The 12,039-nt window shown below is 67.6% G+C and carries 9 protein-coding genes; 2 read left to right on the forward strand and 7 right to left on the reverse strand.

Going from position 1 to position 12,039, the window contains the following annotated elements:
• Positions 1-19: 19 nt before the first annotated feature.
• The 4 genes from E3O44_RS09725 to E3O44_RS09740 are packed head-to-tail and all read right to left on the reverse strand — an operon-like array spanning position 20 to position 4,365.
• On the reverse strand, positions 20-1,078 hold the full coding sequence (locus tag E3O44_RS09725) for a 2,3-butanediol dehydrogenase (RefSeq protein WP_134534533.1): 1,059 nt from the start codon (positions 1,076-1,078) through the stop codon (positions 20-22).
• Positions 1,075-2,136 (reverse strand): zinc-dependent alcohol dehydrogenase, encoded by a 1,062-nt coding sequence (locus E3O44_RS09730; RefSeq protein WP_134534534.1) that lies wholly within the window; start codon positions 2,134-2,136, stop codon positions 1,075-1,077. Before E3O44_RS09730 ends, E3O44_RS09725 begins: the two co-directional genes overlap by 4 nt.
• A 7-nt stretch (positions 2,137-2,143) precedes the next feature.
• Positions 2,144-3,526 (reverse strand): M24 family metallopeptidase, encoded by a 1,383-nt coding sequence (locus tag E3O44_RS09735; protein ID WP_134534535.1) that lies wholly within the window; start codon positions 3,524-3,526, stop codon positions 2,144-2,146.
• Between the two features lie 59 nt (positions 3,527-3,585).
• Positions 3,586-4,365, reverse strand: a complete 780-nt coding sequence (locus E3O44_RS09740) for an SDR family NAD(P)-dependent oxidoreductase (protein ID WP_134534536.1) — start codon at positions 4,363-4,365, stop codon at positions 3,586-3,588.
• Positions 4,366-4,661: 296 nt separating this feature from the next.
• Here E3O44_RS09740 and E3O44_RS09745 point away from each other — a divergent pair, with 296 nt between their 5' ends.
• Complete coding sequence (locus tag E3O44_RS09745; protein WP_134534537.1) at positions 4,662-6,038, forward strand: NADP-dependent succinic semialdehyde dehydrogenase; 1,377 nt, start codon at positions 4,662-4,664, stop codon at positions 6,036-6,038.
• A gap of 4 nt (positions 6,039-6,042) precedes the next feature.
• On the forward strand, positions 6,043-6,921 hold the full coding sequence (locus E3O44_RS09750) for an NAD(P)-dependent oxidoreductase (RefSeq protein WP_241976207.1): 879 nt from the start codon (positions 6,043-6,045) through the stop codon (positions 6,919-6,921).
• A gap of 79 nt (positions 6,922-7,000) precedes the next feature.
• Here the strand turns inward: E3O44_RS09750 and E3O44_RS09755 are convergent, their stop codons facing one another.
• From E3O44_RS09755 to E3O44_RS09765, 3 genes are all read right to left on the reverse strand, one after another.
• Entirely contained in the window at positions 7,001-9,547 is a 2,547-nt protein-coding gene (locus tag E3O44_RS09755) for an ATP-binding cassette domain-containing protein (protein ID WP_241976209.1), read from the reverse strand.
• Positions 9,548-9,644: 97 nt separating this feature from the next.
• Positions 9,645-10,757 carry a substrate-binding domain-containing protein gene (locus tag E3O44_RS09760; protein WP_134534539.1) on the reverse strand — a complete coding sequence of 371 codons (1,113 nt, stop codon included), beginning with the start codon at positions 10,755-10,757 and terminating at the stop codon, positions 9,645-9,647.
• 85 nt (positions 10,758-10,842) lie between these two features.
• On the reverse strand, positions 10,843-11,862 hold the full coding sequence (locus E3O44_RS09765; protein WP_134534540.1) for an ABC transporter permease: 1,020 nt from the start codon (positions 11,860-11,862) through the stop codon (positions 10,843-10,845).
• Between the last annotated feature and the right edge of the window lie 177 nt (positions 11,863-12,039).

The following is a 12,039-nucleotide window of genomic DNA, read 5'->3' on the forward strand; positions in this document are numbered from 1 at the left end:
AGGTCAGCGCGGATGGACGTCAGCGAGCGTTGACGAGGACCTTGACCTGGTCGCCGGTCGGCGAGAGCAGGGTCTCGAAGCCCTTCTCGACGACATCCGCCATGCTGATCTGCGCGCTCACGACCTTCTCGACCGGGTACCGGCCGCGGGCGATCAGGTCGATGATGCGCGGCCAGTCCGTGACCGGATAGCACCAGGTGCCTGCGAGGGTGATGTCGTGCTCGGAGAGCACCATGGGGTCGATGGCCGCCTGCCGGGTGTGCAGGCCGGTCTGCGAGATGCGCCCGGCCGAGCGCACCGAGGCGATGGCGGTCTGGAGGGCTCGCTCGTTACCCGAGCACTCGATCACCGCGTCGACACCGATTCCCTCGGTCTGATCCTTGACCCAGGCGGCCACGTCGATCTTGGACGGATCAATCACCTCGCCGACGTCCAGGCTCCGCGCGAGCGCGACACGGGTCGGGTTGACCTCGGAGATGAACACGCGGGCACCGAGCGCCGAGGCATAGAGGGAGGCGAGCGCGCCGATCGGACCGGCGCCGGTGATGAGCACGGTGTCCCCCGGCCGCACCTGCGCGGTGTCGACTCCGTAGGCGGCCACGGCTCCCGGTTCGACGAGGGCGCCCTGGAGATCGGTGACGGAATCGGGCAGTACGCTCACGTGGCTGGCCGGGACGACCGCGAGTTCCGAGATCCCGCCGGAGGCGAAGCTCAGGCCGACGCAGGCCATCGACTGGCAGAGGTGGTTCAGGCCGCGGCGGCAGTAGTAGCAGCTGCCGCAGAACAGCAGCGGCATTACGGATACCCGCTGGCCGACGCGCACCGAACGCACGCCCGAACCCACCTCGAGCACTTCCGCCGAGAACTCGTGCCCGAGAATCTGCGGGGCGGTGGCGCCGGTGAGCGGATGCGGGTGCGAGGGAATGACGATCGGCCCCATGGCGTATTCGTGGAGGTCGGTGCCGCAGATGCCGCACCAGTACGGCCGCAGCAGCACGTCCAGGCTGCCGAGGGGCGGCGGCCCGTCCACCTCTTCGATGCGGATGTCGTGCGCGCCGTGGAAAACTGCTGCCTTCATACTGCTGCCCCTTGTCGTGGATCGAAGAGAACCTTGCCCTCGAGCCGGCCCGTCGCGAGTCGCTCGAGCTGTTCGGCGAGGTCGTCGAGAGGCAGGACAGAGTCGAGGAGTTCGGTGCCCAGAGTGGTCGTCGCCAGAATACCGAGCGCCGGGGCGAGGTCGGTGCCGCAGACGTGCGCGAGGGTCGTCTGAACGGTGATCTCGCGCATGACGAGCGCATGGATGTCCACGGACTGCTCCGTGGACGGCAGGCCGACCTGCAGGATAGTGCCGCCCCTGCGCACCATCGAGAGGGCGTTGTTCAGCTGCCCGGGTGCTCCGCTGGCCTCGATGACGACGTCAGCACCGAACGGCCCGATGGCCTCGGCGACGCGGGCTACGGCATCCGCACCCGCCTCGACCACCCGTGTCGCACCGAGGCGGCGGGCCCGTTCGAGGCGCGCGCCGGGGAAGTCGATGACGGTCACCTCGGCAGACACGAGTGAGTTCAGCCCGGCGAGCACGAAGGAACCGATCGCCCCGGCCCCGATCAGGACCACCCGGTCGCCGTCACGCACCCCGGACCGGCGGGCCGCGTGCAGGCCGACGGCGAGCGGCTGGGCCAGGCCGGCGAGGTCGATCGAGAGTCCCTCGGGAACGAGGACAAGCGTGCTCTCGGGGCAGGAGACGAACTCGGCCATGCCGCCGTCGGTGTTGAGCCCCAGCGTGTAGTACCGGTCGCAGAGGTTCGTGCGGCCTTCCACGCACCGATCGCACACGCCGCAGGACACTCCCGCACCGCTCGCGACGACGTCGCCGACGGAGAAGCGACTCGACTCGTCGACCTCGAGGACCTTCCCGACGAATTCGTGGCCGGGAATCATCGGGCCGGCCTGGCCGGTGACGGGGTGGCGGTGCTGCACCGGGAAGGTCAGCGGGCCGGCCTTCCACTCGGTGGCGTCCGTTCCGCACATGCCGCTGCGGAGCACCTCGAGCAGGGCTTCGCCCGGAGCCCGGGCGGGCACGGGCACCTCCTCGAGGCGGACATCGTGATCGGCGTGGTAGACGGCGGCGCGCATCAGCGCCCTACTCGGCTTCGCCGCGACCGGCGGCGGTGTTGAGGTGCGACTGGGAGTCGCGCACGAGGGACAACGGTCCGCCGACGCTGTAATAGCGCTGGCCGGCGACGAGCAGGTCCTCTGCCGGGAACTTGGTGATCACCTGGCACCCGGTGGCGGTGACGACGACTTCTTCCTCGATGCGGGCCGCCCCGATGCCGTCGGCGGACGGCCAGTAGGTCTCGAGGGCGAAGACCATGCCCTCCACGAGCACTTCGGGGTGGTCGAGGGAGACAAGCCGGGAGAAGATCGGCTTCTCCCAGATAGAGAGGCCGACGCCGTGGCCGTACTGCAACGCGAAGGCGGCCTCTTCGTCGGGGAAACCGAATTCCTGGGCGGTCGGCCAGACCTTGACGATGTCGGCGGTGGTGGCCCCCGGGCGCACGAGCGCGATCGCCCTGTCCATGTACTGGCGGGCGATCTTGTAGGCGTCGTGCTGCGCCCGGCTCGCCGACCCGACCGCGAAGGTGCGGTAGTAGCAGGTGCGGTAGCCCTGGTAGCTGTGCAGGATGTCGAAGAAGGCGGGGTCGCCCGGCCGGATCAGCCGGTCGGAGAAGACGTGCGGGTGCGGGGAGCAGCGCTCGCCCGAGATGGCGTTCACGCCCTCGACGTACTCGGACCCGAGGTCGTAGAGCACCTTGGACACGAGACCGACGGCCTCGTTCTCGCGCACGCCCGGCCGCAGGAATTCATAGAGGGATTCGTACGCGGCATCCACCATCGACGCGGCCTGCGTGAGCAGCGCGATCTCGTCTCCGGTCTTGACCGCCCGGGCGTTGAGGAACACCTGCTGGCCGTCGACGACCCGGATCCCCTCCTTCTGCAGGGCCATCAGGATGGGCAGCTCGATGACGTCGACGCCGAGCGGCTCGTTCTGCAGGCCGAACTTCTCCAGTTCGCGCTTGATTTTCTTGGCGACGCCCTCTGCGATCCCCGCGTCGGGGTGGAAGGCCCCACGGAGGGTGGAGATGCCGGCCCTGGCGCCGTTCTCGGCCCGCGGCCTGACGGCGCCGTGGTGCGGGGCGTGCGGGTCGGCATCCGCCTCGGCCGTCGTGGTCTGCAGCCAGGGGTTGTAGAGCTGGTGGTGCTTGGCCGCGGAACCGAAGTCCCAGACGATCGGGTCGCTATGCCGGGTGAGCAGCGAGAAGCGGATCAGCTTGTCCATGGCCCAGGTGCCGATGTGCGTCGACGACATGTAGCGGATGTTGGAGAAGTCGAAGGCGAGCACGGCCCCGAGGTCGGAGGTGGCCAGCTCGCGCCGGAGCTTGGCGAGCCTGTCTGTGCGGAGGCGATCGAACTGGATGCGTTCCTCCCAGTCGACGGCGTTGGTTCCGAAAGTGGCTGTGGTCACGGTCGTGTCATTCCTTTGCTGAGTGTCGTGCAGGATGTCGGTGGGGCGGGCTGTGCGGATCAGACGAGGATCATGCCGCCCTCGATGGGGATGACCTGACCCGTGATGTAGTCGGAATCGCTCGCCGCGAGGAACACCGCGGTGGGCACGATGTCTTCGGGCACGGCGGGCCGTCCCAGCAGGATGTCGCCGGCCATCGAGTCGAAGCCGGAGTCACCGGCGCCCATCTCGGCGAGTTCGGCGTCGAGTTTCGTCCAGAGCGGCGTGGCGACGACGCCCGACGCGAACGCGTTGACGGTGATGCCCTCGGGGGCCAGGGCACGTGCCGCAGCCTGGGTGAGGGAGATCACGGCCGCCTTGGCCGCGCTGTACGGTGCGAAGTTGGGGAAGCCGGTCCGGCCGGCGATCGACGCGGTGTTGATCACCTTGCCGGTCCCGCCCTGGGCGATGTACTGCTTCGCGGCCTCCTGCGTTCCGATCAGCACGCCGAGTGCGTTGACCTTCATCACGGTCTCGAAGTTCCGTTCGGTGATGTCGAGGAACCGCATCGGCGAGTTCATGCCGGCGTTGTTGAAGTAGACGTCGAGGCGGCCGAAACGGGCGACGGTCGACTCGATGGCGGACCGTACCGCCGCGCGGTCGGTGACGTCCGCCTGAACTGCCGCCGCCGCGCCGCCACCGGCGACGATGTCGTCCGCGATTCGCTGGCCTGCCGCCAGGTCGAGGTCGGCGATCATCACGTTGGCGCCTTCGGCGGCCAGGCCCCTGGCGATGGCGGCTCCGATTCCGGATGCGCCCCCGGTGACCACGACGGTCTTTTCGGCGAGTCGAGTGCCCACGTGTTCTGCTCCTTTGCAGTACGAAGTCTGGTGTCCGGCCGGGGCCGGGGTCTCGCAGTAATACTATTTTGTACAGTCTCACTGCACAAGGTGTTGCTTGACATTCAACTCAGCGGGGTTGTGCTTGTCAAGCGGATGCTGCGATCGCGAGGGAATCACGTTGAGCCGGCCGATATCTCGCGGTAGTGTTCACTGAAACTGTACACAGCGACCGGGTGTGCCTCGGGCTGGAGCGAAGAAGCCCCGGTCCGACACGGCGGCCTGTACCGAATTCCGTTCGAATCGAGGAAGATCCAATGGCCATCGCAACCGTCAATCCCACCACGGGAATCACCGAGCGGAGCTTCGAGCCCCATTCGCCAGAACACGTCGAGCGGGCCCTGGCCCGGGCGGAGGACGCTGTCTCCGCCCTGCGCTCCACCGACTTCGCCACGCGGGCGGCCTGGATGGTCCGGTCGGCCGAGATCCTCGAGTCAGAGGTGGAGGCGGTCGCGGTCGTGCTGACGACGGAGATGGGCAAGACCCTGCGGTCGGCACGCGCCGAAGTGCAGAAGTGCGCGAAGAACATGCGTTTCTACGCCGAGCACGCCGAATCGTTCCTCGCCGACGAGCCGCTGGCCGATCCGTCGACGGTCGGCGCGAGCTCGGCCTTCGCCCGCTACGAACCGCTCGGCGTCGTCCTGGCGGTCATGCCATGGAACTACCCGCTGTGGCAGGTGATCCGGTTCGCCGCACCGGCCCTGATGGCCGGCAACGTCGGCGTGCTCAAGCATGCCTCCAACGTGCCGCAGTCGGCACTGTACCTCGACACCCTGTTCACCAGGGGCGGGTTCCCGGCCGGCGCGTTTTCCACCCTGCTGATCGACGCATCGGCCGTCGCCGCGGTGATCGCGGATCCGCGCGTCAAGGCCGTCACCCTGACCGGCTCAGAGCCGGCCGGCCGCTCGGTCGCCCGAACCGCGGGCGAGAGCATCAAGAAAGCCGTGCTCGAGCTCGGCGGTTCCGACCCGTTCGTCGTGATGCCGAGCGCGGACATCGACGCCGCCGCTGCCGTGGCCACGACCTCCCGCACCGGAAACAGCGGACAATCCTGCATCGCCGCGAAAAGGTTCATCGTGCACGCCGACGTCTTCGACGAATTCGTGGCCGCATTCAGCGAGCGGATGCGCGCCCTGCGGGTCGGCGATCCGCTTCTCGATTCCACCGACGTCGGCCCGCTCGCCACCCGCAGCGGCAGGGACGAGCTGGCGGAACTCGTCGACGACGCCGTCGCCCACGGTGCGACGTCCGTCGTCGGAGGCACCACACCGGACGGGCCGGGCTGGTTCTACCCGCCGACGGTGCTCACCGGGATCACCGGGAGCATGCGGCTCCACCAGGAGGAGGCCTTCGGACCCGTCGCATCCGTCTACCGGGTGTCGTCGGCGAGCGAGGCGATCGCCCTGGCCAACGGGACGAGGTTCGGCCTCAGCTCGGCGGTGTGGAGCGCCGACCCTGCCGAGCAGGACCGGTTCTCGCGGGAACTCGACGCCGGAGCCGTCTTCATCAACGGCATGACCGTGTCCTACCCGGAACTCCCCTTCGGCGGGATCAAGGACTCCGGCTATGGACGAGAATTGGCCGCGGCCGGGATCCGGGAATTCTGCAACCTCAAGACGATCTGGAAGGCGTGAGCGCATGTCGGACATCAGCTTCATCGGCCTCGGCGAAATGGGCTCTGCCCTGGCGGGCCGCCTCCTCGAGACCGGTCATTCGGTGCGGGTCTGGAACCGGTCACCCGGTGCTGCGGACGCCCTCGTCGCATCCGGCGCCACCCGGGCGGCCTCCATCGCCGACGCCCTCGGCGTCGGAACCGTGATCTCCATGCTCGCCAATGACGAGGCCGCCGAGGCCGTCTTCAGCGCGGAGTCCCTCGCGGGCGTACCGGCCGGCACCCTGCACATCAACTGCGCCACCCTCAGCGTCGACGCCACGGACCGGCTGGCCGAGCGGCACGCCCTCGCCGGAGTGGAGTATGTGGCCGCTCCGGTGCTCGGCCGGTCCAACGTGGCGGCGGCCGGGAAACTCAACGTGATCGCTGCGGGAACGAAGAGCGCCACCGCCAGGGCGCAGCCCTGGCTCGATGCGATCGGCAAGCGCACCTGGGTCGTCGGGGAGCGACCGAGCACGGCGAGCCTGGTCAAGATCGGGGCGAACTACACCCTCATCCACGCCCTCCAGGCCCTCGCAGAATCGCTGACCCTGGTCGAACACGGTGGCGTCGATGGCCTGACCTTCGTCGAGATCCTGACGGATGCCGCGTTCACGGGCAGCGTCTACACGGGCTACGGCAGCCTGATCGCCCGCAAGGCATACAGTCCGCCCGGTTTCACCGTCGGGCTCGGCCTCAAGGACCTGTCCCTCGCGGAACGGGCCGCTGCCGACAGCGGCGTCGTGCTCTCGACGGCGCCCGTCCTGCGCGACATGTTCGAGCGTGCGCTCGCCGATCCCGACCTCGCACCGCTCGACTGGTCGGCCATCGCCGAGATCACGCGAGGGCTCAGCGCCTCGGACTGATGCCTCTCTGGCACGACGAACCGCCGGGCACGATTCGTGCCCGGCGGTTCTGCGTCCCAGGGACCAGGGCCCCTGCGGCCTACCTCAGCGCGAAGGACGTCTTCCTGCGCTTGTTGTTGCGTCGTGCGACCGAGTAGACGATCGCCGCCACCAGGATGAGCAGCCCCTGGAACAGGTACTGCCACATCTGGGACAGCCCGAGGAACGACGTCGCATTGAGCACCTGGACAAGCAGGATGGAACCGAGGAGCGTGCCGATGAAGGTACCCCGGCCGCCGAGCAGGCTCGTTCCGCCGAGCACGACCGCGGTGATGCTCGTGAGCGTGTACCCGACGCCCTGGGCCGGGTCGCCAACCCCGATCTGCGCCATCAGCATCACGGCCCCGACGAACGCGAACAGGGAGGTCGCCACGTAGGCGAGCACGACGGTCCGGTTGATGTTGATGCCGTTCCTGCGCGCCGATTCCTCATTGGACCCCGTCGCTCGCAGCCGCCAGCCCCAGCGTCGCTTCTTCAGGCAGTACTCGGTCACGAGGGTCGCGGCGACCAGCACGATGAAGGCAACGGGAACCGGCCCGAGCTGCGACCCGATGATTCCGGTCACCGTCGAGTTGATGTACCCGTCCGGGGAACTCCTGAGCAGGAAGCTGAATCCCTGCAACGCGATGTACACGGTCAGGGTGGCGGCGATGGGGGTGAACCGGGCGAACCTGATCAACGATCCGTTGACCACGCCGACGACCGCCGCCACGACGATCATCAGCACGACGCCGAGGACGATCATCAGCACGGACTTGTCATCGTTGATGAAGAACGACCCGATCACCACGAGGAACCCGGCCAGGGGCCCGACGGAGAGATCGATGCCGCCGATCAGGAGCGAAATGGTCTGACCGAGGGCGATGAAGCCCAGGGCTGTGACGAGGGTGAGTACAGAGTAGATATTGAAGTCGGAAAGATAGCGGGCGTTCTGGCTGAACAGGAACGACCCGAGCAGGGCGATGACACCGACCAGGAGCACCGCGGGCGCATAGTCGCCCTGCAGGAAACGACGAAGCCCGGAGTGCTTCGAGGCCTCGGCATCCGCGACGACAGACACGGATCGGGTCGTCGAGCGGACGGCGGCGTGGATCATGCGTTCTTCGCTGATCGCAGCACCCTGGAGCACCTCGAGAGCGTGCCCCCGCGACATCACGATGACCTGGTCGCACAGACCCTCGAGCTCCTTGGCGTCTGAGGACGCGACCACGACGGGGATGCCGGAGGCCGAGACCTCGCGCAGGATCCGGTAGATCTCCGCCCGGGCACCCACATCGACGCCCTGTGTGGGCTCATCGGCCACGACCAGCAACGGCTCGGAGAGCAGCGCCCGCGCGAGGACCACCTTCTGCTGGTTGCCGCCGGACAGGGAGGAGACGACCGAATCCATCGACGCGGCCTTCACCGCGAGCGAACCGAGCGTCTCGGCGACGGTGCCCAGCTCGCGCTTGCGGCTGAGCAGTGGGCCTCGTTTGAACTTCGCCAGCGCAGAGACGGCGGCATTCTCGCGCACCGAGAGGGACATCAGGAGGCCCTCGCGGTGCCGGTCGGCGGGCATGTATGCCGCCTCCTGGAGGAGTTGCCGGGAGTTCAGGGTCGTGCCTGCGATGGCGACCGTTCCCGTGAAGTAGTCGAGACCGGCGAGGGCGCGCATCAATTCGCTCTGGCCGTTTCCGACGACCCCGGCGATGCCGATGATCTCGCCAGGACGAGCGCTGATCGAGATGTTCGCGAATCCAGAGCCGCTCAGCCCGTTGATCGAGAAGTTCGCCTCGTCGTCCGGCGAGCTGATGTGTTTGGGCGGGAACGTCGATTCGAGCTTGCGTCCCACGATCATCGCGAGCAGTTCGTCATCCGTGATGTCGACCACCCGTGCACTGCCCCGCACGCGGCCGTCCCGCAGCACGGTCACTTTGTCCGCGAGTTCGCGGACTTCGGCCAGGCGGTGGGTGATGTAGACCACGGCCGTTCCATTCGACACGGACCGGCGCACACGTTCGAACAGGAGGTCGACGGATGCCTGGCCGAGGGGCGCGGTCGGTTCGTCGAGGATGAGGAGTTTCGGCTTGAGGGCAAGGGCCTTGGCGATCTCGAGGAGGTGCTTCTGGGCGACGGACAGGAGTTCCACGCGATCCTGAAGGTGCACGCTCAGGCCGGCGTCGGCGAGCAGCGCCGTCGCGGTGGCTTCCAGCGACGTGCCGGACGAGAGGACCTCGGCGGGCAGTGCGACCTGCAGATTCTCCAGTACGGTCATGTCCGGGAGCACTGCGGGATGCTGGTGGACGATCGCGATTCCGAGCTGCACGGCGATGGCCGGTGTCAGCACGCCGATCGGGGTGCCCTCGAAGGTGATGCTGCCCCCATCGGGCTGCGCAGTACCCGAAGCCACGTTCATCAGCGTCGACTTGCCCGCGCCGTTCTCACCGAGGATGGCGTGGACTTCGCCCGGCAGGATCTCGACGGAAACGTCCGAGAGGGCCGCGACGCCGGAGTAGAGCTTCGAGATGTTGGACATCACGAGGGTTGCGGGGGCGGCGGGCTCGACCTTGTCCGGCGTCGTCACGTCGACGGTGTCCTGGTTGTTCACAGTTTGACCTTTTCCTGTCTGTGCAATGTGGGGAAACGAACCAGCCGCCGGGTCGGTCGCGACAGTCGCGACCGACCCGACGGCGGCACCGGTTGGCCTACTTCTTGAGCAGGGCCGCCTGGTCCTCAGGCGACATCTTCGCCGAGAGGTAGATGTCACCGGGCAGGTCCTTCTTGCACTGCACCGTGCTCGGCTTTCCGCTCACGGAGTCTTCGAAGGCCGGGGCCTTGAAGACCGTGTCGGTCGGGAGCACGCCGCCGGTCGCCTTCGCGACCGCGTAGTCGACGGCGAGGCGCACGTTGTCGTTTCCGGTGGCGACCGTCATCAGCTTGAAGTCCGGGTTGGTCGCGCTGTTGTCCGCGTAGAAGCACCCGAGGGAGTTTCCGTCAGAGGTGACGATGGCCGGAACGGACCGTCCGCTCTTCGCGAAGGCCGGGAGGGCCCCCACGAGCGAAGGACCGAAGTCGGAGACGATGGCATCGATCTTCGGGTACTTCGCGATGTCCGCGGTGAGCACCTGCTGGGTGAGCGCCGGGTCCCAGTTCGTGACCTCGGGCGTCTCACCGATGAAGACGTACTTCGAGTCGGTGATGACCGTCTTCATGCCCTTCAGCTCGTCGACCGCCTGGCTGTTGCCCTTCGGGCCGCTGATGAAGAGGATGTTGCCGCCGTCGGGAAGGTTGGTCTTGAGCCAATTGCCCCAGTTCTTGCCGTCGGTCACGAAGTCCGCGCCGATCCAGGCGTCGTAGTCCACTCCGTCCTTGCCGCCCGGGTCGACCCGGTAGGGAACGGTCACGACGCCCGCTTTGTACGCGCTGCGCAGGGCCGGCAGCATCGCCTGGCCGGCGTCCGGGAAGACGACGAGCGCGTTGACGCCCTTGGCGACCATGCCCTGGATGTCCGAGATGGCCTTCTGGGTGTCGCCCTGGCCGTCGGCGTATTCATAGCTTGTGACGCTCGGGCACAGCTTGGCCTCGTCGGCACCGGCCGCGGTGGTCACGAGGCGCCAGCTGTTTCCGCCGAAGCCGTCGAGAAGACCGAGGGAGATCTTCTTGGGACCGCACCAGGACGGTGCTCCTGCCACAGAGGTTCCGGCATCCGCCGTCGAGCCGGAGCCCGAGTTGGATGACGTTCCGCTGCAACCCGCGAGCGCCAGCGACGCGGCGGCGAGGGACATGACGAGCATTGCGAGACTCTTGGGACGTTTCATGTTTACTTTCCTCCATTGTGAGAGCGACGCCTCTGTCGCACTATTTCGACCGCTCCGTCGAAAACCTTGTCCCCGGTGTGTTGCGTCATGCCGGGGTGCCGATCCGGGGGGATCTGCGGATGAACCTCTGGCGGAACGCCGCCCAGTCCACCGTGTACAGCGCAACGCCCACGGCGAGCGCCGCCGCCTGCACGAGGGTGCGCACCGCGTATGGCACGCCGAGCGACAGCACGAACTGGTCGAGCTGGCTGAGAAACAACGCCGCGATCACCGTGGCGATCGGATACCCGCGGCCGCCGAGCAGGGAGGTCCCGCCCAGGACGACGACCGCGACCGCCGGCAGCAGGTATGCGTCGCCCTGGAACGCGGTGGGCTGGTTGGTGATGCCGGCGAGCAGGATTCCGGCCAGGCAGTACAGAAGCTGCGCCCACACGAAAGCCAGGGACTGATGGATCGTCACGCGCAGGCCCGTCGCACGGGCAGTGAGCGGGTTCGCCCCGACGGCTTCAAAACGCCGCCCGGCGACGGTGCGCTTGACCACGACGGTCACGATCGCCAGCGCGGCGAGAGCGAAGAAGGCCGAGTTCGGGATGCCCCAGGTCAGGCCGCCGGCGATTCCGGCCAGCAGGCTGGTGGTACTGCGCGGCGTGCCGCCGGAAATGCCCAGGACGGCCCCGAAGAGGAGTGCGTTCGTTCCCAGGGTGGCGATGATCGAGTTGAGCCCGAGACGGCCGACCATGAAGCCATTGAGCAGGCCCGCCCCGATCGCGTATGCCAGGGCCAGGATGACCGCGGGCAGCAGCCGGCTGTTGTCGCCATCGGGTTCGTGACTCACGATCACGATGGCCAGGGACACTGCGCCGGGAATGGAGAGGTCGATGCCGCCCTGCTGCACGACGAGCATCTGGCCGAGGCCGACGATCGCGAGGACCGCGGCGAACGGGATCATCCCGAGCACGGCCCCGCCAGAGACGCTCGTCGGAGCGACCAGGGCGCAGACGACGAAGAGCAGAACCGTGGATACGCCGACGGTGACGAATCCCTTGGAGACGACAAGCCGCGAACTGAGTAGCTTCGCGGGCTCACGCACCGTTGCGTCGATCATGCTTTCTCCCAACAATTCTCACCGGGCAACATCGATGTCACGCGGTGTGTGTTGAGCGTCACTTTACAAAAGTCCTGGGCTGTTCACAAGTGGTTGCCGGTAACAATTCGGAATGGCTCGCAGCGGGCCTGGGTGCGATCTATTTTCCGCAGGCACAGCGCGGGCAAGCATTCCCCC

This window comes from Cryobacterium algoricola, assembly GCF_004402485.1.
Classification (GTDB): domain Bacteria; phylum Actinomycetota; class Actinomycetes; order Actinomycetales; family Microbacteriaceae; genus Cryobacterium; species Cryobacterium algoricola.

Bases quoted from the DNA above. Each gene is read 5' to 3' on its own strand.
- E3O44_RS09725 (WP_134534533.1), bottom strand. From the start codon at position 1,078: ATGAAGGCAGCAGTTTTCCACGGCGCGCACGACATCCGCATCGAAGAG.
- E3O44_RS09745 (WP_134534537.1), top strand. From the start codon at position 4,662: ATGGCCATCGCAACCGTCAATCCCACCACGGGAATCACCGAGCGGAGC.
- E3O44_RS09760 (WP_134534539.1), bottom strand. From the start codon at position 10,757: ATGAAACGTCCCAAGAGTCTCGCAATGCTCGTCATGTCCCTCGCCGCC.
- E3O44_RS09730 (WP_134534534.1), bottom strand. From the start codon at position 2,136: ATGCGCGCCGCCGTCTACCACGCCGATCACGATGTCCGCCTCGAGGAG.
- E3O44_RS09765 (WP_134534540.1), bottom strand. From the start codon at position 11,862: ATGATCGACGCAACGGTGCGTGAGCCCGCGAAGCTACTCAGTTCGCGG.
- E3O44_RS09750 (WP_241976207.1), top strand. From the start codon at position 6,043: ATGTCGGACATCAGCTTCATCGGCCTCGGCGAAATGGGCTCTGCCCTG.